23 protein-coding genes are annotated in these 24,179 nt (G+C 60.1%); 13 read left to right on the forward strand and 10 right to left on the reverse strand.

Going from position 1 to position 24,179, the window contains the following annotated elements:
• The first annotated feature begins 126 nt into the window (after positions 1-126).
• Positions 127-1,275, forward strand: a complete 1,149-nt coding sequence (locus tag FBX99_RS00400) for an efflux RND transporter periplasmic adaptor subunit (protein WP_144924844.1) — start codon at positions 127-129, stop codon at positions 1,273-1,275.
• 13 nt (positions 1,276-1,288) lie between these two features.
• Entirely contained in the window at positions 1,289-4,315 is a 3,027-nt protein-coding gene (locus FBX99_RS00405) for a multidrug efflux RND transporter permease subunit (protein ID WP_145130375.1), read from the forward strand.
• 245 nt (positions 4,316-4,560) lie between these two features.
• Here the strand turns inward: FBX99_RS00405 and FBX99_RS29065 are convergent, their stop codons facing one another.
• From FBX99_RS29065 to colR, 5 genes are all read right to left on the reverse strand, one after another.
• The gene (locus FBX99_RS29065) at positions 4,561-4,788 is read right to left on the reverse strand and encodes a hypothetical protein (protein ID WP_144924837.1); all 228 of its coding nucleotides are present in this window, start codon (positions 4,786-4,788) and stop codon (positions 4,561-4,563) included.
• 2 nt (positions 4,789-4,790) lie between these two features.
• Positions 4,791-5,501: a lipopolysaccharide kinase InaA family protein gene (locus FBX99_RS00415; protein WP_145130377.1), complete on the reverse strand. Its 711-nt coding sequence runs from the start codon at positions 5,499-5,501 to the stop codon at positions 4,791-4,793.
• 4 nt (positions 5,502-5,505) lie between these two features.
• Positions 5,506-6,174, reverse strand: coding sequence for a class I SAM-dependent methyltransferase (locus FBX99_RS00420; protein WP_144924831.1), 669 nt, complete (start codon positions 6,172-6,174; stop codon positions 5,506-5,508).
• Between the two features lie 102 nt (positions 6,175-6,276).
• A complete protein-coding gene (locus tag FBX99_RS00425; protein WP_144924828.1) occupies positions 6,277-7,566 on the reverse strand; it encodes a HAMP domain-containing sensor histidine kinase in 1,290 nt (429 codons plus the stop codon).
• Positions 7,556-8,239, reverse strand: coding sequence for a two-component system response regulator ColR (gene colR, locus FBX99_RS00430; RefSeq protein ID WP_025215158.1), 684 nt, complete (start codon positions 8,237-8,239; stop codon positions 7,556-7,558). The genes FBX99_RS00425 and colR overlap by 11 nt, the downstream gene beginning before the upstream one ends.
• Before the next feature lie 208 nt (positions 8,240-8,447).
• On the opposite strand from colR, the gene FBX99_RS00435 reads away from it, so the two are divergent.
• Both FBX99_RS00435 and FBX99_RS00440 read left to right on the forward strand, forming a co-directional pair.
• Positions 8,448-10,397, forward strand: coding sequence for an LTA synthase family protein (locus tag FBX99_RS00435; RefSeq protein ID WP_144924825.1), 1,950 nt, complete (start codon positions 8,448-8,450; stop codon positions 10,395-10,397).
• Between the two features lie 53 nt (positions 10,398-10,450).
• Complete coding sequence (locus tag FBX99_RS00440; protein ID WP_144924822.1) at positions 10,451-11,194, forward strand: phosphatase PAP2 family protein; 744 nt, start codon at positions 10,451-10,453, stop codon at positions 11,192-11,194.
• 305 nt (positions 11,195-11,499) lie between these two features.
• Here FBX99_RS00440 and groL read toward each other — a convergent pair whose 3' ends face one another.
• From groL to FBX99_RS00460, 4 genes are all read right to left on the reverse strand, one after another.
• Entirely contained in the window at positions 11,500-13,143 is a 1,644-nt protein-coding gene (groL, locus tag FBX99_RS00445) for a chaperonin GroEL (protein ID WP_144924819.1), read from the reverse strand.
• Positions 13,144-13,193: 50 nt separating this feature from the next.
• The gene (locus FBX99_RS00450) at positions 13,194-13,487 is read right to left on the reverse strand and encodes a co-chaperone GroES (RefSeq protein ID WP_047701141.1); all 294 of its coding nucleotides are present in this window, start codon (positions 13,485-13,487) and stop codon (positions 13,194-13,196) included.
• Positions 13,488-13,730: 243 nt separating this feature from the next.
• Positions 13,731-14,207 carry an FxsA family protein gene (locus FBX99_RS00455; RefSeq protein ID WP_144924815.1) on the reverse strand — a complete coding sequence of 159 codons (477 nt, stop codon included), beginning with the start codon at positions 14,205-14,207 and terminating at the stop codon, positions 13,731-13,733.
• Positions 14,208-14,306: 99 nt separating this feature from the next.
• Positions 14,307-15,038: a HugZ family protein gene (locus FBX99_RS00460; protein WP_144924812.1), complete on the reverse strand. Its 732-nt coding sequence runs from the start codon at positions 15,036-15,038 to the stop codon at positions 14,307-14,309.
• 56 nt (positions 15,039-15,094) lie between these two features.
• On the opposite strand from FBX99_RS00460, the gene FBX99_RS00465 reads away from it, so the two are divergent.
• Positions 15,095-15,853: an SDR family oxidoreductase gene (locus tag FBX99_RS00465; protein ID WP_144924808.1), complete on the forward strand. Its 759-nt coding sequence runs from the start codon at positions 15,095-15,097 to the stop codon at positions 15,851-15,853.
• A 122-nt stretch (positions 15,854-15,975) separates the two neighbouring features.
• On the opposite strand, the gene apbC is transcribed toward FBX99_RS00465, so the two are convergent.
• The gene (gene apbC / locus FBX99_RS00470) at positions 15,976-17,070 is read right to left on the reverse strand and encodes an iron-sulfur cluster carrier protein ApbC (protein ID WP_144924805.1); all 1,095 of its coding nucleotides are present in this window, start codon (positions 17,068-17,070) and stop codon (positions 15,976-15,978) included.
• Between the two features lie 305 nt (positions 17,071-17,375).
• On the opposite strand from apbC, the gene metG reads away from it, so the two are divergent.
• The 8 genes from metG (at position 17,376) to FBX99_RS00510 (ending at position 24,150) form a co-directional block, all read left to right on the forward strand.
• Positions 17,376-19,421 carry a methionine--tRNA ligase gene (gene metG / locus FBX99_RS00475; RefSeq protein WP_144924802.1) on the forward strand — a complete coding sequence of 682 codons (2,046 nt, stop codon included), beginning with the start codon at positions 17,376-17,378 and terminating at the stop codon, positions 19,419-19,421.
• Between the two features lie 117 nt (positions 19,422-19,538).
• Positions 19,539-20,111 (forward strand): Rnf-Nqr domain containing protein, encoded by a 573-nt coding sequence (locus FBX99_RS00480; protein ID WP_145130379.1) that lies wholly within the window; start codon positions 19,539-19,541, stop codon positions 20,109-20,111.
• Positions 20,108-21,121, forward strand: a complete 1,014-nt coding sequence (rsxB, locus tag FBX99_RS00485) for an electron transport complex subunit RsxB (protein WP_144924797.1) — start codon at positions 20,108-20,110, stop codon at positions 21,119-21,121. The genes FBX99_RS00480 and rsxB overlap by 4 nt, the downstream gene beginning before the upstream one ends.
• Positions 21,108-22,094, forward strand: coding sequence for an RnfABCDGE type electron transport complex subunit D (locus FBX99_RS00490; RefSeq protein ID WP_144924794.1), 987 nt, complete (start codon positions 21,108-21,110; stop codon positions 22,092-22,094). The genes rsxB and FBX99_RS00490 overlap by 14 nt, the downstream gene beginning before the upstream one ends.
• Entirely contained in the window at positions 22,091-22,705 is a 615-nt protein-coding gene (locus tag FBX99_RS00495) for an RnfABCDGE type electron transport complex subunit G (protein WP_145130381.1), read from the forward strand. The genes FBX99_RS00490 and FBX99_RS00495 overlap by 4 nt, the downstream gene beginning before the upstream one ends.
• On the forward strand, positions 22,698-23,228 hold the full coding sequence (locus FBX99_RS00500; RefSeq protein WP_145130383.1) for an Rnf-Nqr domain containing protein: 531 nt from the start codon (positions 22,698-22,700) through the stop codon (positions 23,226-23,228). The genes FBX99_RS00495 and FBX99_RS00500 overlap by 8 nt, the downstream gene beginning before the upstream one ends.
• Entirely contained in the window at positions 23,225-23,863 is a 639-nt protein-coding gene (gene nth, locus FBX99_RS00505) for an endonuclease III (protein ID WP_144924786.1), read from the forward strand. The genes FBX99_RS00500 and nth overlap by 4 nt, the downstream gene beginning before the upstream one ends.
• A gap of 107 nt (positions 23,864-23,970) precedes the next feature.
• The gene (locus FBX99_RS00510; protein ID WP_144924783.1) at positions 23,971-24,150 is read left to right on the forward strand and encodes a PA3496 family putative envelope integrity protein; all 180 of its coding nucleotides are present in this window, start codon (positions 23,971-23,973) and stop codon (positions 24,148-24,150) included.
• Positions 24,151-24,179: the final 29 nt, after the last annotated feature.

The following is a 24,179-nucleotide window of genomic DNA, read 5'->3' on the forward strand; positions in this document are numbered from 1 at the left end:
GAAGCCCCCGTATTTCGGGAATATTCCTACACAACGCAGGCCTTACGGGATCTGGAATCCCCAGCACACTCAGAGTAATGTGCCCGCCTGAATGTCTTTTCTAACACCTGTCCAAGGAAGTGGAACATGCTGCGACGCCGCATGCTGATCATGTTGGGTGTTGTCCTGCTGGTGGTGCTGTTGCTGGGCGGCTACAAGGGCTTCTCCATCTACCAGCAGATCCAGTCGTTTTCTGTGCCGAAACCGCCAATCAGTGTCGCCGTGGCCAGCGCCGCCGAGCAGCCCTGGCAGAGCCGGCTGCCTACTGTCGGCAGCCTCAAGGCGTTGCAAGGCGTGGACCTGAGCCTGGAGATTGCCGGGACCGTGCAGAAGGTGCTGTTCCAGTCCGGACAGAAGGTCAAGGCCGGCCAGCCGCTCCTGCAACTGGACAGTGAAGTCGAAAGTGCCCTGCTGGAAACCGCCGAGGCCGACCTGGGCCTGTCGCAACTGGACTTCGGTCGCGGTCGGCAGCTGGTGGGCAGCCAGGCGATCTCCAAGGGCGAGTTCGACCGGCTCTCGGCACAATTGAAAAAGAACCAGGCCACGGTCAACCAGCTCAAGGCGTCACTGGACAAGAAACGCATCGTCGCACCGTTCAGTGGCACCATCGGCATTCGCCAGGTGGATGTTGGTGATTACCTCGCCAGTGGCACGGTCATCGCCACCCTGCAGGACCTCAGCAGCCTCTACGTGGACTTCTACGTTCCTGAGCAAACGGTACCGAGGCTGGCTGTTGCCCAACCGGTCAATGTCGGCGTCCCGGCCTACCCCGGCCAGACGTTCGTCGGCGCCATCAGTGCCATCAACCCCAAGGTCGAAGACAGCACCCGCAATGTGCTGGTACGCGCCACCCTGGCCAACCCCGACGGCAAGCTGTTGCCCGGCATGTTCGCCAACCTGCAGGTGATCCTGCCTGATGTGGCGGCCGGGATCGTCGTGCCGGAGACCGCGGTGACCTACACCCTCTATGGCAACTCCATGTACGTGGTCACACAGAAGAAAGCCGCCGACGGCAATGTCGAGAAGGATGACAAGGGCCAGCCGGTCCTGATTGCCGAACGACGCTTCGTCGAAACCGGCGAACGTCGTGACGGGCTGGTGCTGGTTACCAAGGGCGTACAGAGCGGCGAACAGGTCGTGATCGCCGGCCAGATCAGACTGGATAACGGTACCCACATCGCCATCAGTGACGACAAGACCCTGACCGAACAGAACAGCCCGCGATCCGCGGACTGATCAAGGAATCCCCATGGCTTTTACCGATCCGTTCATCCGCCGTCCGGTGCTCGCCACCGTGGTCAGCCTGCTGATCGTGCTGTTGGGCTTCCAGGCCTGGAGCAAGTTGCCCCTGCGCCAGTATCCACAGATGGAGAACGCCCTGATCACGGTGACCACCGCTTACCCCGGGGCCAACGCCGAAACCATCCAGGGCTATATCACTCAGCCGATGCAGCAGAGCCTGGCCAGCGCCGAGGGCATCGACTACATGACCTCGGTCAGCCGCCAGAATTTCTCGGTGATATATGTCCACGCCCGCATCGGCTCCAACAGCGACCGGCTCTTCACCGAACTGTTGGCCAAAGCCAACGAGGTCAAGAACCAGCTGCCCCAGGATGCCGAGGACCCGGTGCTCAGCCGGGAGGCCGCGGATGCCTCGGCCCTGATGTACATCAGCTTTTTCAGCAAGGAACTGAACAACCCGCAGATCACCGACTACCTGTCACGGGTGGTCCAGCCCAAGCTGGCGACCCTCCCGGGCATGGCTGAGGCGGAAATCCTTGGCAACCAGGACTTCGCCATGCGCCTGTGGCTCGACCCCGCCAAGCTCGCCGGATTCGGCCTGACCGCCGCCGACGTGACCAACGCGGTGCGCCAGTACAACTTTCTCTCTGCCGCTGGCGAGGTGAAGGGCGAATACGTGGTTACCAGCATCAACGCCAACACCGAACTCAAATCCGCCGAGGCCTTTGCCGCGATACCACTCAAGACCGACGGTGACAGCCGGGTCCTGCTGCGTGATGTGGCGCGGGTGGAGATGGGTGCCGAGAACTACGACACCATCAGCTCCTTCGGTGGTACGCCCTCGGTGTACATCGGGATCAAGGCCACGCCCGGCGCGAATCCGCTGGATGTGATCAGGGAAGTGCGCAAGATCATGCCGGAAATGGAGGCCCAGTTGCCGGCGAACCTCAAGGCCGAGATTGCCTACGATGCGACCCTGTTCATCCAGGCCTCCATCGATGAGGTGGTGAAAACCCTGTTCGAAGCGGTGTTGATCGTCATCGTCGTGGTGTTCCTGTTTCTCGGCGCCCTGCGTTCGGTACTCATCCCGGTGGTGACCATCCCGCTGTCGATGATCGGCGTGATGTTCTTCATGCAGTTGATGGGCTACTCGATGAACCTGCTGACGCTGCTCGCCATGGTGCTGGCCATCGGTCTTGTGGTGGACGACGCCATCGTCGTCGTGGAGAACATCCACCGGCACATCGAGGAAGGCAAGAGCCCATTCGATGCAGCGCTGGAAGGCGCCCGGGAAATCGCCATGCCGGTGGTCTCGATGACCATCACGCTGGCGGCGGTGTATGCGCCGATCGGCCTGCTCGAAGGCCTGACCGGCGCCTTGTTCAAGGAGTTCGCCCTGACCCTGGCAGGGGCCGTGGTGATTTCCGGGATCGTCGCCCTGACCCTATCGCCCATGATGTGCGCCATGCTGCTGCGCCACGACGAGAACCCTTCGGGGCTGGCCCATCGGCTGGACACCGTCTTCGAGCGCTTGAAGAACCGCTACCAGCGCATGCTTCACGGCACGCTCAATACCCGGCCGGTGGTGCTGGTGTTCGCCGTGATCGTCCTGTTGCTGATTCCTGTGCTGATCATGTTCACCAAGTCCGAATTGGCCCCCGACGAAGACCAGGGCATCATTTTCATGATGGCTACGGCGCCGCAGCCGACCAACCTCGATTACCTGAACACCTACACGGACCACTTCCTCGAAATCTTCAAGGAGTTCCCGGAGTACTACTCTTCGTTCCAGATCAACGGCTACAACGGCGTGCAATCCGGCATCGGCGGTTTCCTGCTCAAGCCCTGGAACGAACGCAGCCGCACCCAGATGGAAATCCTGCCGGATGTCCAGGCCAAGCTGGAAAGCATCCCGGGGTTGCAGATCTTCGGTTTCAATCTTCCTTCCCTGCCCGGCACCGGTGAAGGCCTGCCCTTTGACTTCGTCATCAACTCCCCGAAAGACTACGCGACACTTCTGGAAGTGGCAGAACGAATCAAGAAACGCGCAGAGGAATCCGGGAAGTTCGCGTTCATGGACATTGACCTGGCCTTCGACAAGCCCGAAGTGGTCGTCGACATCGATCGTGACAAGGCCGCCCAGATGGACGTCTCGATGCAGGACCTGGGCGGAACCCTCGCCACCTTGCTGGGGGAGTCGGAGATCAACCGCTTCACCCTCGAAGGGCGCAGCTACAAGGTCATTGCTCAGGTCGAACGGCCATTCCGGGACAATCCTGCCTGGTTGAACAATTACTACGTGAAAAACGCCAAGGGTGAATCGCTACCGCTATCGACGCTGATCAAGGTCAGCGATCGGGCCCGCCCGCGGCAACTCAATCAGTTCCAGCAACTCAATGCGGTGAGGATTTCCGGCTTCCCCATCGTGAGCATGGGCGAGGCCGTCCAGACCGTCAGCCAGATCGCCCATGAAGAAGCACCGGTGGGGTTTGCCTTCGATTATGCAGGCGCCTCGCGTCAGTTCGTCCAGGAAGGCAGCGCCTTGTGGGTCACTTTTGCCCTGGCGCTGGCGATCATCTTCCTGGTGCTGGCGGCACAGTTCGAAAGCTTTCGCGACCCCTTGGTGATCCTGGTGACAGTGCCCCTGTCAATTTGTGGCGCACTGATTCCGTTGTTCCTCGGCTGGTCGAGCATGAACATATACACCCAGGTGGGCTTGGTGACACTGATCGGCCTGATCAGCAAGCATGGGATCCTGATCGTTGAATTCGCCAATCAACTGCGCAAGGAACAGGGCCTGACGCCGCGGGAAGCTGTGGAGCAGGCCGCGTCGATTCGTTTGCGGCCGGTACTGATGACTACCGCTGCAATGGTGTTTGGCATGGTACCGCTGATCCTGGCCACCGGCGCCGGAGCAGTGAGCCGCTTCGACATTGGCACAGTCATCGCCACCGGCATGTCGATCGGTACCCTGTTCACGCTGTTCGTATTGCCTTGCATCTACACGCTGGTGGCCAAGCCGGATAAAGCCTGACCCCTATTTGAGCAAGGGATTTCTGTGGCGAGAGGATTTATCTGTGGCGAGGAAGCTCGCTCCCGCTGGGTGGCGGAGCCGCCCCAACCCCATCCCAATCCACCTGAAACCAAGTTGCAGAACTTCAGGGTTGCTTTGCAACCCAGCGGGAGCAAGCTCCCTCGCCACAGAGGTTTCAACCACTTCCCAATACACAAAAATAAAGGCCTCGCAGATGCGAGGCCTTTATTTTGATCTCATGACTCTCAACTCTGCGGCCTCACGCCTTGGGAAAGACTGAACATGAACAACAACAGGTCATTATCCGGCCGGACAACCTCACTGGCCTTGGCCACCCGTGGTAAAGGGCAGTGAGCGTCAGAGTGGGAGGCACTGAGTATCTGAGAACGGGGCTGTTCCCACACAGCCACCGCCATCGACGTAACTGCCAGGGCTCCAACTAAAAACACACCTCTAGCAATTTCAAGTTTCATCGTTATAAGCCTTTGATAGCGCTGCCAAACGCCGTCTCATAAAAGTAGACGAGTTTTTTCCAGTCAGAATCGCTGAACGACGAATGGCGCCGTAGCTGTTTCAAGTCATGGGATGCAGCCCTTCGGGCGGTCAAACGCTGGCGACACTTCTCCAGGTCCAGCAGGGCAACTTCGGGCTTCGCCGCCTCACCCTCCCCGGTCACGCGCACAAAAACATGCTTGATGTAAATGCAGCCGTGCTGCCAGCGGCCTTTGTGCATACGGGCCAGGTTTTCGGCCAATGCCCGGAGGATCTGATCATTCACCGCTTCGCCATGGCGCTCGCGCCCACCCGCGGCATACCATTTCTCTATCTCCTCGAAACCTTCGAGCGCCCGGGTCACCAGCAGCGCACGCCACTTGTGGACCGGGTCCCGCTGGGCCCCACAGAAAACCAATTGAGGAACGCGAACATCAAGCCGGGTCAGCGCCAGCAGAGCGTCCTGCTCTCGCAGCACTGTAGGCCTGCCGAACGGATGCAGCCAACTGCGATAAATGTGTCCAGTCTGACGCTTGGCGTAAAGCAGCTCGCCATCCTTGCTAATGATCCGTTGTACGCCACTTTCTCCGCCACGACGCACGTTGGGCTCTTCTACCCATTCGCCCTTCATGTTCCAGAAATGGTCGAAGCTGCTGCGGGAAACCCCAGGTGTTTCTACTACCTGCGCAACCATGCTGTTACCTCTTGCGTAATACATAAACTCGCCACATGGCATAGAGCGGTAGGAAGTCCAGTTGCTCCTGGATACGAAACCCAGCCTGCCTGAACTCCTCTTCTACTGTAGCAACCGGTAACACAAATCGATTCTGGTAGTCTTTCTGCCCACGGTTACGTTCCTGACGCTTGCGTTTCCAGGCCTTGAAATTGCCATCGACCCACAATGAAATAACCACGCTATCGCGGCTGACACGCGCGAATTCCTTCAGAATGGCCAGTCGATGCGCGGGTTCGCCGATGTGGTGAAGCAGGCGCATACAAAAAATGCTGTCGACGGCGTTATCAGGCAAGGCGATGTCGAATGCAGAAGTGTGCAAGGGTTGTACCCGTTTTACGACATCGGCGGGTTGAGATGCCATTGCAGTCTTGATCATCGCCTCGGAGTTGTCCGCACCAATGATGACGCGATTCGGCTTTTCGGCCAGCAAGGACCAAAAACGCCCGGCACCGCAAGGCAGGTCCAACACCAAGCCTGGGTCACCAGCAAGTGCCAACGCGCGCTTGGCCAGTTGTTGATCTCGCCGATTGGAGAGACGGCGACTCAAGCCGCTTCGATGCTTATGGAAGTACTTCTGCGCGTGCTGCTCGTCGTACTTTTCGGAAAAATCGAGCTTGATGGACTTGGACATTAAAGGGGACCTCCATTTCAGACAGGCCCAACCTTAAAAATCGCTTTGTCATCAGTTTGTGAAAAAGAAGTCATGTAATCTTGGCAATGATTACAAGATTTTTCAGGGCGCACTCACTCCCTCGGGATTCAACTCAACCTCGAACCGGCAACCGTTGGGTTCCATCGTACTGAGACTCACCACCCAGCCCTGGTTCTCGCAAATCCGCTGCACCAGCGACAAACCCAGCCCAAGCCCCTCGCCGCGCTTCTCGTTGCCGCGCACGAACGGTTCGAACATTGCCTCGCGCTTCTCCTCGGGAATGCCCACTCCACTGTCCTCCACCACGAATCCAGTGCTATGGAGGGTGAGGCGGATGAAGCCCTGGTCGGTGTAGTGCAAGGCGTTGCGCAGCAGGTTACCCATGACCGCCGTCAGGAATGTAGCGTTATAGGGAGTATCGAGGGGCTGGCCCGGCTCGAAAATGAGCGCCAAGCCTTTGGATTCAATAGCCGCACGCCATGTGCCGAGAAGATTTTCCGCGACCTGACCAAGGGTCAGGCGAGGCGACATGCCGTTGTCCTCGCGCTGAGCCCTGGCAAGCATCAAAAACGTTTGCACCAATTCGCGCATCTCTTCATTGGCTCGACTGATGCGCTCGACCTGCAGGCGACCCCGTTGATCCAATGCCGGGTTTTCCAGCAACAGTTCACAGGAAGTCGCCAAGACCATCAATGGCGTGCGCAACTCATGGCTGACATCACTGGTAAACAACCGCTCGCGCGTCAGGGCCTGGCGCAACCGCCCCAAAGTGGCGTCGAACGCCACCGCCAGCTCACCCACTTCATCGGCGGCATAGTCAGGCGCCAACGGTGGAGCGAGCCCGAGGAGCTGGTCGCGATGCCGTACTTGCCGGGCCAGGCGCACCACCGGTGCCATCACCCGGCGAGCCAGGATCCAGCCAAGGAACACCGCCAGCGCCAGGCTGAGCACGAAGCCCACCAGTACGACGGCGAACAGTACCCGCTCGCGTTCTTCGAAGTCACTCTGGTCCTGCAGCAACACATAATGACGGCCGTCAACGATCTCCACCATGGCGTGATAGGACAATTGTTCGCGAAACACCTCGTGGAAGCCAGGTTCCAAATGACGCAAATCCTTGGGCAATTCGAAATCACCCGGGCCGCCGCTGAAATAGAACAACTGGTCAGGTTCCGGACGATGATTCCAGTCCGAGACGCTGTCCATCAGCAACAGGCGTTGCAGGTCGCCACCCAGTCCAGCAGAAATCAGCTTCTCTTCCACCAGGTGCACCGTCGCCACGATGCCCATGGCGAACGCCCCGGCCACCAATGCACTCATCAATGCAAAGGCAATGATGATCCGTTGAGCAAGGCTCTGCTTAAACTCCATCGCGGCCCTCGGCCAGGCGATAACCGACACCGTGCACGGTATGCAGCAGAGGCTTGTCGAACGGTTTGTCGATCACCTGGCGCAGTTGGTGGACATGGCTGCGCAGGCTGTCGCTGTCCGGGCAGTCATCGCCCCACAAGGCTTCTTCAAGGATTTCCCGACGCAACACGTGGGGACTCTTCTGCATCAGTACCGCCAGCAACTTCAGGCCGACCGGGTTGAGCTTGAGCAGCTTGCCCTCGCGGGTCACTTCCAGGGTATCGAGGTCATAACTCAGGTCGCCGACCTGCAAGGCGCGCCGGCCGCCGCCCTGGGCCCGGCGCATGACCGCTTCGATCCGCGCCGCCAGTTCCGACAAGGCAAAGGGTTTGATCAGGTAATCATCGGCCCCGGACTTGAAGCCTTGCAGGCGGTCGTCCAGTTGATCCCGGGCGGTGAGCATGATCACCGGCGTATCGCGCCGGGCATCTTCACGCAGGCGCTTGCACAAGGTGTAGCCGTCGATGCCGGGCAACATGATGTCGAGCACGATCAGGTCGTAATGCTCGGTCGCAGCCAGGTGCAAGCCCGACAGACCGTCCTGGGCGCAATCGACGGTATACCCCTTGAGCCCCAGGTAATCGGCCAGGTTGGCCAGGATGTCGCGGTTGTCTTCGACCAATAGAATTCGCATGGGCACCTCTGCATATACGGTTAACGGCCGTCTTGGCCCGCGCAGCTTAAGGCCAATGGCGACTCAGGGCCAGCACTGGAAACGACATGCGTCAACGCCGTCAAGCAATCACATCATTGATGAGTTTTTCACTACAGGTTCACAACCTGACTACAGTGAGGGGGTAACACTTTCGCGCTATCGGATCGATATATAAGGAATGTAGTAAATGGACTTTATGAAAATGGCGCCCGTGCGCTTTTTGCTGCTGATCTCCGGCGCCTGGCTGGTGGTGTTTCTCCTGACACGAACCGTTTTACTGCTGGCCCATCTGGATGAATCCGGTGGCAACGCACTTTCGGTCTTCGGTGTTGGACTGGTATATGACCTGGGCTTCCTCGCCTATGCAATCCTGCCGATGGGCCTGTACCTGTTGCTTTGCCCTGCTGCCTTGTGGCGCCGTCGCGGCCATCGCTGGTTCCTTCAGGGCCTGTTGACGGTCAGTCTGTTCACCATGCTGTTCATCTCGGTGGCCGAATGGCTGTTCTGGGATGAGTTTGGCGTGCGCTTCAACTTCATTGCTGTCGATTACCTGGTCTACTCCGATGAAGTATTGAACAACGTACTGGAGTCCTACCCGATCGGCATCCTGCTGACGATTCTTGCCGTAGTGGCTGTGGGTTTGAGCCTGGCCTTGCGCAAACCGCTCCAGGCCGCGCTGGACGCCCCATTACCAGCCTTGCGCGGACGCCTGGCCATTGCCTTGGGCCTGCTGGCCCTCACCGGCCTGAGTTTGCAATTACTCAGTCAGGATGCGCCACGCACCCAAGGCGGCAACGCCTACCAGAACGAGCTGGCGAGCAACGGCCCGTACCAGTTCTTCGCTGCGTTCCGTAACAACGAACTGGACTACGGACAGTTCTACAGCAGCTTGCCCCCGGCTACCGTCGCCCCGCAGATTCGCGCCGAACTGAACGAGCCCAATGCACATTTTATCGATGAAGATCCACAAGGCATCCGGCGGCGGATAGACAATCCCGGTACTCTGCGCAAACCGAACATTGTGCTGGTGACTATCGAAAGCCTCAGTGCCAAGTACCTGGGCAGCAATGGTGACAAACGCGACCTGACCCCCAACCTGGACGCCTTGCGCAAGCAAAGTCTGTATTTCAATAGATTCTACGCCACCGGTACCCGTACCGATCGCGGCCTGGAAGCCATTACCCTGGCCATTCCGCCGACACCGGGACGTTCGATCGTCAAGCGTATCGGCCGGGAAAGCGGCTTTGCCAGCCTGGGCCAACAATTGAGCGCGATCGGCTACGACAGCGTGTTCGTCTACGGTGGCCGCGGCTACTTCGACAACATGAACGCGTTTTTCAGCGGCAACGGTTATCGTGTCGTTGACCAGAGCAGTGTCGAGGAGTCCGAAATCCACTTCAAGAATGCCTGGGGCATGGCCGACGAAGACCTGTACAAGCAGACATTGAAACTGGCCGATGCCAACTACGCAAAACAGCGGCCGTTCCTGTTACAACTGATGACGACCTCCAACCATCGCCCTTACACCTATCCGGATAACCGGATCGATATCAAATCCGGCAACGGCCGGGATGGAGCAGTCAAGTACACCGACTATGCCATCGGTCAGTTCCTGGACCAGGCACGGCAGAAACCGTGGTTCGATAATACGATCTTCGTCTTCGTCGCCGACCACACTGCTGGTAGCGCCGGCAAGGAGGACCTGCCGATCAGTAACTATCAGATCCCTTTGTTCGTCTATGCGCCAAAGCTGATCGAGCCACGGGAAACCAACCAGCTCGCCAGTCAGATCGATCTTGCGCCGACCTTGCTCGGCTTGCTGAATCTGGATTACGAGTCGACGTTCTTCGGTCGCAACCTGTTGCAGGACAACCCGTTACCGCCCCGCGTCGTCGTCGGCAATTACCAGCATCTGGGCATGTTCGATGGCAAGGATCTGGCGATACTCAGCCCGCGCCAGGGCCTGCGCCGGCATGATGACGCACTGACCGAAAGCCGTGAGTCCCGGGCAACCAGTGACGATCCCTTGATCAGCCGCGCCATTGCGTATTACCAAACCGCCAGTTATGGCTTCAAGCAACAGCTGCTTGGCTGGAGAGCGCCCATGGAGGGTGCCGAGCAAGTCAGCGAACGTTAACCGAACTGCCCCGGGAGGATGGCCCGGGGCGCTTTCTTTGTGCAGGATCTGTTATGCCGTCAAGCGTTCTACGCTCTTCCCCCCGCCCGCTGAACTTCTGGCTGTGCCTGGGCATTCCCGCCGTTACGGCGATCATTCTGATTTTGCTGGAATGGACCGACCTGGACATGAACCTGGCCCAGCTGTTCTACGACCCCACCGTTGGCGACTTCATCGGACGACACAGTTTTTTCCTGGAAGACATCCTCCATGACCGCGCGAAGCAAGTGGTCATCGCCTTTTCGGTGTTTTCCATCATCGGCTTCATCAGCGCTTTTTTCGTCACCCGACTCAAACCCTTCAAACGTGAATTGGGCTGCCTTGTGCTCTCCCTGGCGCTGGCGACATCCTTCGTCACGCCGATGAAAGCGGTGACGGCGGTGCAATGCCCCTGGAGCCTGAAGGAGTTCGGCGGCAAGGAAACCTACAGTGAACTGCTGAGCCCGCGTCCTGATACCAACAAACCGGGCAGATGCTGGCCGGGGGGGCATGCCGCCACCGGATTTACCCTGTTCGCCCTGTTCTTCGTATTGCGCGACCGCAAGCCGCGCCTGGCCCGACGGGCTTTCGTATTTGCGTTCACCCTGGGAACGGTGTTCTCCATAGGCCGGATGATGCAAGGGGCACACTTCTTCTCGCACAACGTGTGGACGGCGGTGTTCTGCTGGCTGATCTGCCTGGGATGTTATTACTTCGTCCTGTATCGGCCGGCCACGAGAGCAGAACCCTTGGTCGAGACACAACCGGTCAATGCTTGAGCAACCTCCGACTGGAGCCTATGGGAGTCGAACCTGCAATAACAGCGGCATGCCCAGCATCATTGCGAGTTGATCCACCGTAATCGCGAGCAGGCTCGCTCCCTCCCTGGACAGTGAAGGCCAACAACCTCCGAAAACACCGCCTAACCCTGTGGGAGCGAGCCTGCTCGCGAAGGCGGCACATTTCAACATCACTGCTGCTGCCCCACCGCTATCGCGAGAAGCTCAGTTCCCAAAGACCGCGTCAATAAAAAACCCCGCCTGCTTTCGCAGGCGGGGTTTTTCAGTACAGGGGTAAAGCTGGCTTACATCATGCCGCCCATGCCACCCATGCCGCCCATGTCTGGCATGCCGCCAGCCGCTGGAGCGTCTTCCTTGATTTCAGCGATCATTGCCTCGGTGGTGATCATCAGGCTGGCAACGGAAGCCGCCGCCTGCAGAGCCGAACGAGTCACTTTGGCCGGGTCCAGGATACCCATTTCGATCATGTCGCCGTATTCGCCGGTAGCAGCGTTGTAACCGTAGTTACCCGAACCCTGCTTGACCTTGTCGACCACAACGCTTGGCTCGTCGCCGGAGTTGGCAACGATCTGGCGCAGCGGAGCTTCGACAGCGCGACGCAGCAAGGTGATACCGACGTTCTGATCGGCGTTGTCGCCTTTCAGTTCGCTGATGGCCTGCAGGGCACGAACCAGTGCCACGCCACCGCCAGGTACCACGCCTTCTTCGACGGCTGCACGGGTAGCGTGCAGGGCGTCTTCAACGCGGGCCTTCTTCTCTTTCATTTCAACTTCGGAACCGGCACCAACCTTGATGACAGCAACGCCGCCGGACAGCTTGGCCAGGCGCTCTTGCAGTTTTTCACGGTCGTAGTCCGAGGTAGTGTCGGCCACTTGTGCGCGGATCTGGGCAACGCGGGACTGGATGTCAGTCTCAACGCCGGCACCGTCGATCACGGTGGTGTTTTCCTTGGTCAGGATCACGCGCTTGGCGTTACCCAGGTGCTCCAGGGTGGTGCTTTCCAGGCTCAGGCCGATTTCTTCGGAGATCACGGTACCGCCGGTCAGGACGGCGATGTCCTGCAGCATGGCCTTGCGACGGTCGCCGAAGCCTGGTGCCTTGACGGCGGCAACCTTGACGATGCCACGCATGTTGTTCACCACCAGGGTCGCCAGGGCTTCGCCTTCAACGTCTTCGGCCACGATCAGCAGTGGGCGGCCGGCTTTGGCAACGGCTTCCAGCACTGGCAGCATTTCACGGATGTTGGAGATCTTCTTGTCGACCAGCAGGATCAGCGGGCCGTCGAGCTCGGCAACCATGGTGTCCGGCTTGTTGACGAAGTATGGCGACAGGTAGCCACGGTCGAACTGCATGCCTTCAACGACGGACAGTTCGTTTTCCAGGCCCGAGCCTTCTTCAACGGTGATCACGCCTTCTTTACCGACTTTTTCCATGGCTTCGGCAATGATGTCGCCGATGGAATTGTCGGAGTTGGCCGAGATGGTACCTACCTGGGCGATGGCCTTGGAGTCGGCGCACGGCTTGGACAGGGCCTTCAGTTCTTTGACGATGGCGATGGTCGCCTTGTCGATACCGCGCTTGAGGTCCATCGGGTTCATGCCGGCAGCGACGGCTTTCAGGCCTTCGTTGACGATCGATTGAGCCAGGACGGTGGCGGTGGTGGTGCCGTCACCGGCGTCGTCGTTGGCACGGGAGGCAACGTCCTTGACCAGCTGCGCGCCCATGTTTTCGAAACGATCCTTGAGCTCGATTTCCTTGGCTACGGAAACGCCGTCCTTGGTGATGGTCGGAGCGCCGAAGCTCTTCTCGATGATCACGTTACGGCCTTTCGGGCCCAGGGTCGCTTTTACTGCGTCAGCCAGGACGTTGACACCGGCGAGCATTTTCTTGCGGGCGGAATCGCCGAATTTAACTTCTTTAGCAGCCATGATCGATATTCCTTAAATACTGTGTAGTAGCGGGAAAATGAGCGGGGAAATCAGCCTTCGATGACAGCGAGGATTTCGCTCTCGCCCATGACCAGCAGTTCTTCGCCGTCGACTTTTACTGTGTTGCTGCCCGAGTAAGGGCCGAACACGACCTTGTCACCCACTTTCACGGCCAGCGCACGCACTTCACCGTTGTCCAGCACACGGCCGGTACCTACAGCGAGAACTTCACCGTGGTTGGCTTTCTCGGCAGCCGAACCTGCCAAGACAATGCCGCCAGCGGATTTCTTCTCTTCTTCGCTGCGACGGATGACGACGCGGTCATGCAGAGGACGAAGCTTCATTGTCGATCTCTCCTAATTTTGGTTTTCATCGGCCGGTGTAGTCCCGGCGGGTTTAACAAAAGCCGGCAGAGCCGGGTGCGGTTCGTCAGTCGAACCGCGGAAGTCTGTCCGGTGTTGCCACCGGAAACCTTGCGGTGACCGATACATAAGGGCGTACAAGGGGATTACAAGGGCCGGATCGAAAAAAATTTCTTCATCGAGCCGAAAACGCACACGGCACCCGAAGGTGCCGTGTGGTGGGTTTTACTTGGAATCGCGGTGTTCGAATTCGCCTTCGATCACATTGGGTTCGCGGCCCAACGGCTCTCGCGGCGCCGGGCCACCACGTGGTTGAAGGTCGTCGGCAAACGCCCGCTGGCGCATCGCCTGTTCCTCGGCTCGCTGGCGCATCTTGTTGGCCAGCAACCGACGGGTGAAAGGCAGCAACATGAGCAGGCCCAATACGTCGCTGATAAAGCCAGGCAGAATCAGCAGACCGCCGCCCAGGGCCAGCATCAGGCCTTCGAGCATGGTCTGGGCAGGCAGCTCGCCGCGGCTCAGGCTTTCACGGGCACGCAAGGCCGTGGCGAGACCGGCGATGCGCAGCACGAACACGCCGAGCATCGAGCCGAGAATGACCAGCAGCAGGGCCGGGAAAAACCCGATCGCACCGCTGACCTTCACGAATACGAACAGCTCCAACACCGGGAACAGCAGAAAGAGCAATAAAAAAGGGCGCATCAAATGGTTTCCTCAACGCAAGAATGCCTGGTGGCCTGTACGGTTAGCCACACAGGCCACTAGCTATGAAAACCTAAATGACGTCGCCCTTTCGTGAATTCAAGCGTCGGCCTCTGCATTTTTCGGCCATTGTTCGGCGTGAGCCAGATAAACCAAGGCTTCGCGCACTTGTGTCGGCGTGTTGCAGGACGCAGGAAATGCCAGCCAATGAAGCCCCTGACCGATACGCAGGTGCATGCCTTCACTGTCGATGCCCACCAGTTGCGCCGCTTCGGTCTTGGGCAGATCGGCCAGATCGACGTAATGGGCGATGGCCTTGGCATGATCGGCATTCATGTGTTCGATCATGCTCGCCTCGGCTTTGCCGGCAAAGGGGTTGGCCAAGGTGATCCGGTCGATCCAGTGGATGGCGCCAAAACCGCCGATGTAGCGATGGCGCACAGGATCGAGCACCCAGAAATCGAAATCGTGGGCCTTGTGGTAGTTCTGCGATTCAGGAAAGTAGCGGTAATAACGCTCGGCGGCAGCATCGATGGCGGCGCTGTCTTCAAGTTTCCGCGCCTCGGCCAGGTAGGTCAGACGCCCCACGGCCTGTACGTCTTCGGCGCCCCGCTCGCCCACCAGCATGGAGCACTTCGGGTCTTTCTGCAGGTTGTGGGTGTGCTGGGCGATGCGGCTGATCAGGATCAACGGCCGCCCTTGCTCGTCCAGGCAATACGGCACCACGGAGCCGAACGGAAAGCCAGGCATGGATTTGGAATGGGTGGAGAGCATTCCACGGTATTCCTTGAGCAGTAATTCTCGTGCATGCTTGGCAGCGTCAACGCTCAATTTATGACTCCTTGAATGAAATTCGTCTAAAAACGCTCAGACACCTGGACATACGAATGCAACTCACTGACAAAGTAATCATTATCACCGGCGGTTGCCAGGGTCTGGGCCGCTCCATGGCCGAGTATTTTGCCGGCAAAGGCGCGAAGCTCGCCCTGGTGGACCTCAATCAGGAGAAACTCGACCAGGCTGTTGCCGCCTGCGTGGCCAAGGGCGTCGAAGCCCGGGCCTACCTGTGCAACGTGGCCAATGAAGAGCAGGTGAGCGACATGGTCGCCCGGGTCGCCCAGGATTTCGGGGCGATCCACGGGTTGATCAACAACGCCGGGATCCTGCGTGACGGCCTGCTGCTCAAGGTCAAGGACGGCGAGATGACCAGGATGAGCCTGGCCCAGTGGCAGGCCGTGATCGACGTCAACCTCACCGGCGTGTTCCTGTGCACCCGTGAAGTGGCGGCGAAAATGGTCGAACTGGAGAACAGCGGCGCCATCATCAATATCTCGTCGATCTCCCGGGCCGGCAACATCGGCCAGACCAACTACTCGGCCGCCAAGGCCGGCGTGGCAGCCGCCACCGTGACCTGGGCCAAGGAGCTCGCGCGCTACGGCATTCGTGTCGCGGGCATCGCACCGGGCTTCATCGAAACCGAAATGACCCAAAGCATGAAACCCGAGGCCCTGGAAAGAATGACCTCGGCGATTCCACTCAGGCGCATGGGTCGGCCCGAAGAAATCGCTCATTCAGCGGCCTATATCTTCGAGAACGACTATTACACCGGACGGATCCTGGAGATGGATGGCGGGTTGCGGATGTAAGAACACCGCAAACCAAATGTGGGAGCGGGCTTGCTCGCGAATGCAGCGTGCCATTCAATGGATAAATTGACTGACCTACCGCATTCGCGAGCAAGCCCGCTCCCACAAGGGCCAGCGTGCGATCAATCGTCGCTGACAGTAATGTTCGGCATCGCCGGTGCAGCCGCTTCCTGCAACACGATCCGCGCGCCCACATGACGGGCCAGTTCCTGATAGACCATGGCGATCTGGCTGTCCGGCTCGGCGATCACCGTCGGCTTGCCGTTGTCCGCCTGTTCGCGGATCAGCATCGACAGCGGCAGCGAAGCCAGCAATTCGACGCCGTACTGGGTGGCCAGTTTTTCCCCGCCGCCTTCGCCGAACAGATGTTCAGCGTGCCCGCAGTTCGAACAGATGTGCACCGCCATGTTTTCCACCACGCCCAGCACCGGGATGTTCACCTTGCGGAACATCTCCACACCCTTGCGGGCGTCCAGCAAGGCCAGGTCCTGGGGCGTGGTGACGATCACCGCACCGGCCACCGGGACCTTCTGCGCGAGGGTCAACTGGATATCGCCAGTGCCGGGCGGCATGTCGATCACCAGGTAATCCAGGTCGCCCCAGGCGGTCTGTGTCACCAGTTGCAGCAAGGCACCGGACACCATCGGCCCGCGCCAGACCATCGGCGTGTTGTCGTCGGTCAGGAAGGCCATGGACATGACCTCCACGCCATGGGACTGGATCGGCACGAACCACTTCTGGTCTTTGACCTGCGGCCGGGTGCCCTCGGCGATGCCGAACATGATGCCCTGGCTCGGGCCGTAGATGTCCGCGTCGAGCATCCCGACCTTCGCCCCTTCACGGGCCAGGGCCAGGGCCAGGTTGGCGGCGGTGGTGGACTTGCCCACACCACCCTTGCCCGAAGCCACGGCGATCACGTTCTTGACGTTCGCCAATCCCGGCACCTGTGCCTGGGCCTTGTGCGGGGCGATCACGCTGGTGACATCGACTTTGGCGCTGGTCACACCGTCCAGGGCCTCGATGGCCATCTGCAGCATCTGCGCCCAACCGCTCTTGAACAGATCGGCGGCATAGCCGATTTCCAACTGGACACTGACACGCTCACCCTGGATATCGATAGCGCGCACGCATCCGGCGCTGACCGGGTCCTGGTTCAGGTAGGGGTCGGTGTATTGGCGAAGGACGGCTTCCACCGTTGCGCGATTGACGGCGCTCATGGGCAACTCCGATAACAGGGCTAGAAAAACAGGTCGCTATCCTAGACCCGATTACCAGCATGTGAATACTTTTGTGGCGAGGGGATTTATCCCCGCTGGGGTGCGAAGCAGCCCCCCAGTCCACCCAACCGGATCAGTCTGGCACACCGAGTCGGCTGATTTCCGGGCTGCTTCGCAGCCCAGCAGGGATAAATCCCCTCGCCACAGTTCACACTTTAACCCTCCCGAAACAGGCCCGAAGGGTGAAAAAAAGCCGCCGGCGCTTTATAGTGGCCGACCTCCGTTTCATCAAGTAGCCGAGCCCCATGTCCGAGCCACGCAAGATTCTCGTCACCAGCGCCCTGCCCTATGCCAATGGTTCGATTCACCTCGGCCATATGCTGGAATACATCCAGACCGATATGTGGACGCGCTTCCAGAAACATCGCGGCAACCAGTGCATCTATGTCTGCGCCGACGACGCCCACGGTTCGGCCATCATGCTGCGCGCGGAAAAGGAAGGCATCACCCCGGAACAACTGATCGCCAACGTCCAGGCCGAGCACAGCGCCGACTTTGCCGAGTTCCTGGTGGACTTCGACAACTTCCACTCCACTCACGCCGAAGAAAACCGTGAGCTGTCGAGCCAGATCTACCTGAAGCTGCGTGACGCCGGGCACATCGCCACTCGTTCGGTCACCCAGTATTTCGACCCGGAAAAGAACATGTTCCTGGCCGACCGCTTCATCAAGGGCACCTGCCCGAAATGCGGAACCGAAGACCAATACGGCGACAACTGCGAAAAATGCGGCGCCACCTACGCACCAACCGACCTGAAAGACCCGAAATCGGCGATTTCCGGCGCCACCCCGGTGCTCAGGGACTCCCAGCATTTCTTCTTCAAGCTGCCGGATTTCCAAGAGATGCTGCAAACCTGGACCCGCAGCGGCACGTTGCACGACGCGGTGGCCAACAAACTCGCCGAATGGCTCGACTCGGGCCTGCAGGAGTGGGACATTTCCCGCGATGCGCCGTACTTCGGCTTCGAAATCCCCGGCGAGCCCGGCAAGTATTTCTACGTGTGGCTGGATGCGCCCATCGGCTACATGGCGAGCTTCAAGAACCTTTGCGATCGCACGCCTGGGCTGGACTTCGACGCGTTCTGGGGCAAGGATTCCACTGCCGAGGTGTATCACTTCATCGGCAAGGACATCGTCAACTTCCACGCGCTGTTCTGGCCCGCCATGCTCGAAGGCGCCGGTTTCCGCAAGCCGACCGGCATCAACGTCCACGGCTACCTGACCGTCAATGGCCAGAAGATGTCCAAGTCCCGCGGCACCTTCATCAAGGCCCGGACCTACCTGGACCACCTGTCGCCGGAATACCTGCGCTACTACTACGCGGCCAAGCTCGGCCGCGGCGTCGACGACCTCGACCTGAACCTCGAAGACTTCGTGCAGAAGGTCAACTCCGACCTGGTGGGCAAGGTCGTCAACATTGCCAGCCGTTGCGCCGGGTTCATTCATAAGGGCAACGCCGGGGTCCTGGTCGCCGGTAACGCCGCGCCGGAACTGACCGACGCTTTCCTGGCGGCGGCACCCAGCATCGCCGATGCCTACGAGAGCCGCGACTTTGCCCGTGCCATGCGCGAAATCATGGCCCTGGCCGACCGCGCCAATGCCTGGATCGCCGACAAGGCCCCGTGGTCGCTGGCCAAGCAGGAAGGCAAGCAGGACGAAGTCCAGGCCATCTGCGCCTTGGGCATCAACCTGTTCCGCCAGTTGGTGATCTTCCTCAAGCCAGTGCTGCCGTTGCTGGCCGCTGATGCCGAAGCGTTCCTGAACGTCGCGCCGCTGACCTGGAACGACCACCAGACACTGCTGAGCAACCATCAGTTGAACGCGTTCAAGCCATTGATGACCCGTATCGATGCCACCAAGGTCCAAGCCATGATCGACGCCTCCAAGGAAGACTTGGCCGCCAGCCAGACCGACACCGGCGGCCCGACCGGCAACGGCGAGTTGACCAAGGATCCGTTGTCGCCGGAAATCGACTTCGACGCTTTCGCTGCCGTTGACCTGCGCGTGGCGCTGATCGTCAAGGCCGAAGCCGTCGAAGGGGCCGACAAGCTGCTGCGCCTGACCCTGGACATCGGCGATGAGCAACGCAACGTGTTCTCCGGTATCAAGAGTGCCTACCCGGACCCGGCCAAGCTCGAAGGCCGGTTGACGATGATGATCGCCAACCTCAAGCCGCGCAAAATGCGCTTCGGCATCTCTGAAGGTATGGTGATGGCGGCGGGCCCAGGCGGCGAGGAAATCTACCTGCTGAGCCCCGACAGCGGCGCCAAGCCGGGTCAGCGGATCAAGTAAAGCGGCTGTACGTTGCACCGATCCCACAGACGCTTTGCAAGCGGCTGTGGGATTTTCATATCTGGCCTGCCGGATAATGCCTAATCTTGTAACAGGTTCTTTGTCGCCCAATAGCTCATGTCCGACCTCCTTCTCACATTGCTCGGCACCGCCCTGATCAACAACCTGGTGTTGCATTGGCCGCTGGGCGTCGATCCGCTGCTGAAGGCTGGCGGAAGACGGCAGGTCCATGCCCTGGGCCTGGCCTCGACATGCCTGATGCCGATGGTCGGCACCCTGGGTTACCTGATCGACCACTGGCTGCTGATGCCGGCAGGCCTGACGTCGCTGCGCCTGTTCGCCTGGCTGCCCCTGAGCGTCCTGCTGATCAGGCCGTTACTGCGCCTGCTGGCACGTTGGCTGCCGACACTGCCGTTCAAGGGATTGTGGCCACTGTTGCTTGGCAACGCCGGCATACTGGGTGTCACGCTGCTCAATAGCCTGGACGATCAGGGGCTGGCCCACGCCATTGCCTTGAGCCTGGGTGCCGGACTGGGCTTCTGGCTGGTGTTGAGCCTGTTCGACGATTTGCGCCAGCGCACCCTCGATAATGATATTCCCCTACCCTTTCGAGGCCTGCCTGTTCAGTTGATTGCCGCCGGTTTGATGGCGGTGGCGTTCCTTGGATTACGCGGGCTGGTCAAGACATGAACCTGATTCAACGTATCGATGCCCTGCTACCGCAAACCCAATGCGGCAAGTGCGGTCACCCGGGGTGCAAGCCCTACGCCGAAGGCATCGCCGAGGGCGAACCGATCAACAAATGCCCACCCGGTGCAAGCGAAACCATCGCCGCCCTGGCCGACCTGCTGAAAATACCGGTACTGGAACTCGATACCAGCCGCGGCTCGGCCCCGGCACAAATAGCCTTCATCCGTGAGGCCGAATGCATCGGCTGCACCAAGTGCATCCAGGCCTGCCCGGTGGACGCGATTGTCGGCGCGGCAAAGCTGATGCACACCGTTCTCATCGACGAATGCACGGGCTGCGATCTCTGCGTGGCCCCCTGCCCGGTCGACTGCATTGAAATGCGGCCCCTGCCTCCGACAACCGTGGTGCCGGTTGTCGGAGGCCTGGCCTTCAGTCCCGAGGAACACCAGGCCCGTACCGCCAAGCGCAACCATGCCCGGCGACGCTTCGAACAACGCACTGCGCGTTTACTTCGCGAGGAAGAGCAGCGTCAGGCGGAGCGCCTGGCCCGAACCCAGCATGCCGCCAAATCCCAAGCCCAGCCCCAGACCAGCGATCCGGTGCAAGCCGCACTGGAACGGGTGCGCGCGCAAAAAGCCGCCAGCGCCGACGCCGCGCTGAAAAAGGCCAAGGTCGACCTGGCCATGAGCCGGGCACAATTGAATAAATCCTTGAAGGCATTCGGCCATCCGCCGACGTTTGAGCAGCAGTCGCAACTGATCCTGCTGCAACGCCAGTACGAAGCAGCGGAGCAGGCCTTGGCGCAATTGGAAAACACCGCGCTACCCACCCCAACAGCCCCTGCACCGGCGCAGGATGCCGAACTGAAGCGGGCGAAGATTCAACTGGCGATGCGGCGCGCGGAGCTCAGCAAAGCCCGGGCTGCGGCAGCCCCGGACGCAGACGTACAGGCGTTGGAACAAGCGGTCAAAAACGCCGAACGCCAGGTGGACGCTCATGCCACTTCCTGAGGCCCCGGAGGAGCGGCTGCGGCAAGCGATGATGCGCGTGCTGTTGGCCACGCTACCCGGCGTGCTGGTACTGATGTGGTTCTATGGCTGGGGCATAATCCTCAACCTGTTGCTGTCCGGGATCACCGCATTGGCGGTCGAAGCACTGGTGCTGCGCTTGCGGCATCGACCGCTCAAAGCCGAACTGAGCGACGGCAGCGCGCTGGTCAGCGCCACATTGCTGGCCCTGGCCTTGCCGGCCTATTGTCCATGGTGGCTGACGGTTACTGCGGCCGCCTGCGCCTTGTTGTTCGGCAAGCACCTGTGGGGCGGCGTCGGCAACAACCCGTTCAACCCGGCCATGCTCGGTTACGCCCTGATGCTGGTGGCATTCCCCGTCCACATGAGTCAATGGCCAATGCCCCATGGCGTCGGCTTGCTTGAAGGCCTGCAACAGGTGGTTGGCATTCATCCCAGCCCCGATGCCTGGGCCGGCGCGACAGCGTTGGACAGCCTGCGTATTAACAAAAGCCTGACCATTGATGAGTTGTTCGCCAGCCATCCGGCGTTCGGACGTTTTGGCGGTCGCGGGGTCGAATGGATCAACCTGGCGTTCCTGGCGGGCGGTCTGTTTCTGCTGCAACAACGCGTGTTCAGTTGGCATGCGCCAGTAGGCATGCTGGCCGGCCTGTTCACCATCAGTCTGTTGTGCTGGAACGGCTCGGGCTCGGACTCCCATGGCTCTCCACTGTTTCATCTGCTGACAGGGGCAACCCTGCTGGGAGCGTTTTTCATCGTGACCGAACCGGTCTCGGGGCCCAAGGCGCCGCTCGCTCGCCTGCTGTTCGGCGCAGGCGTGGGACTGCTGGTCTATCTGATCCGCATCTGGGGTGGCTATCCGGACGGCGTGGCCTTTGCGGTGCTGCTGATGAACCTCGGGGTGCCGGCGCTGGAGCGTTTCGTCGAGGCACGGCAGGGACGGCCAGCACCATGAGAAATAATCCCGGCGGTCTTGCCCTCCTGGCGCTGTTGACCGTTCTCGGTCTCGGCGCCACTTACCTCATGCAAATCGGCACTGCCGAGCGCATCGAGGTCCAGCAACAGACCCTCGCGAACAGAGCCCTGCTCGAGGTCTTGCCCACCAACCTGTACGACAACCAGCCATTGGCACAACCGGTGTTGACGGAGCCGGTCCCCCTGGCCCATAGCACGCTGCTGGGCGGTTACCTCGCGACCCATGCCGGCCAACCCGCCGCTGTGCTGTTACGCAGCCAGGCGTTGGGCTACGAAGGCAGCATCGAACTGCTGATCGCCATCGACCCGTCGGGCCATCTGCTGGGTGTGAAAACCCTGCGCCAAGCCGAAACACCGGGATTGGGGGCGGCCATTGCCAGTTGGCCGAACGCCTGGCTGCAGAGTTTCACCGGTAAATCCCGCGGGGCTCCCAACGACAGCGGTTGGGCGTTGAAAAAGGACCAGGGGCAATTCGATCAACTGGCCGGCGCAACGGTGACCTCCCGGGCGGTGCTCCAGGCCGTACACGATGCGCTGCGCTATTTCGACGAACACAAGGCACCGTTGACCGGAGGCGTTGCCCATGAATAAACAATCACTGACCCGCGGCCTGCTGCTCGTGCCTTTGGTCGGCGCCAGCAACTCATTGATCAATGCGCTGGGCCTGTGGGCGGCATGGACGTTGATCAGCGGCGGCCACGGCTTGGCAATGGGCCTCGTGCGGCCGCGCCTGAGCGCCTATCAGCGCTTGCTGACCTCTGTCATCCTGGCCGCTACCCTGACCGCCTGCGCCAGCCTGGTCGTGCAGGGCTGGTGGCTGGAATGGTACCGGCCGGTGAACCTTTACATCGGCTGGATAGCCTTGAGCTGCGTGGCGCAGGAACACGACCGCTCATTCATCGAGCCGCGCCTGCCCGGCTATCTCACGCTGACGGGACTGTTTGGCCTGTTGATGCTCGGCATGGGCGCGCTGCGCGAACTGATCGGCAAGGGCACGCCATTGGCCTTGATTGCCCCCGGAGGATTCCTGCTGCTCGGCCTGTTGCTGGCGGCCTACCAGGCTTGGATGCTTGCCCAAACCCAATCACCCCGCGAGGAAACGCCGCGCCCATGAACGCCGCAAAACGCCTGGAAATATTTCGTCGCTTTCACGAAGACAATCCCGAGCCGAAAACCGAACTGGCCTACTCCTCGCCGTTCGAGTTGTTGATCGCAGTGATCCTCTCGGCACAGTCCACCGATGTCGGCGTCAACAAGGCCACGGCCAAGCTGTTTCCGGTGGCCAACACCCCAGAGGCAATCCATGCCCTGGGTGTCGAGGGGCTATCGGAGTACATCAAGACCATCGGCCTGTTCAACAGCAAAGCAAAGAACGTGATCGAAACCTGCCGCCTGCTGATCGAGCGTCATGGCAGTGTCGTTCCCCAGACCCGCGAGGCGCTGGAAGCCCTTCCCGGCGTAGGCCGCAAGACCGCCAACGTGGTCCTCAATACTGCATTCCGCCAGTTGACCATGGCCGTGGACACCCACATTTTCCGGGTCAGCAACCGCACCGGCCTGGCGCCGGGCAAGAACGTGGTGGAAGTGGAGAAGAAGCTGATGAAGTTCGTGCCCAAGGAGTACCTTCTCGACTCCCATCACTGGCTGATCCTGCATGGGCGCTACGTCTGCCTGGCACGCAAGCCCCGCTGCGGCAGTTGTCGGATCGAAGACCTGTGCGAATACAAGGACAAGACCTCTGACGATTGAGCCGTTATTGCCTTTATGGATTCATCGATTGAAAAAATCTTTTTTACCCGCTCGTGGTTTATCGATATAAGGTGCCCCAAAGGCAGTCTTAGCCTGGAGTCGAACCCATGAGTACTGGCAAAGAACAACTGGATGTAGAAGACGATTTCATCGCCGTTGAAACTGAAGACGCCGAACCGGTGGTGGAAGTGCCCAAGACCAACCTGAGCAAGCGTCGCACCATCGACAACCTGCTGGAAGACCGTCGCCTGCAGAAGCAGCTGGCCGAGTACGACTTTGACCTCTGACACGTAAAAGCCTCCCTGGTGGAGGCTTT

Source organism: Pseudomonas sp. SJZ074 (genome assembly GCF_007828215.1).
Lineage (GTDB): Bacteria > Pseudomonadota > Gammaproteobacteria > Pseudomonadales > Pseudomonadaceae > Aquipseudomonas.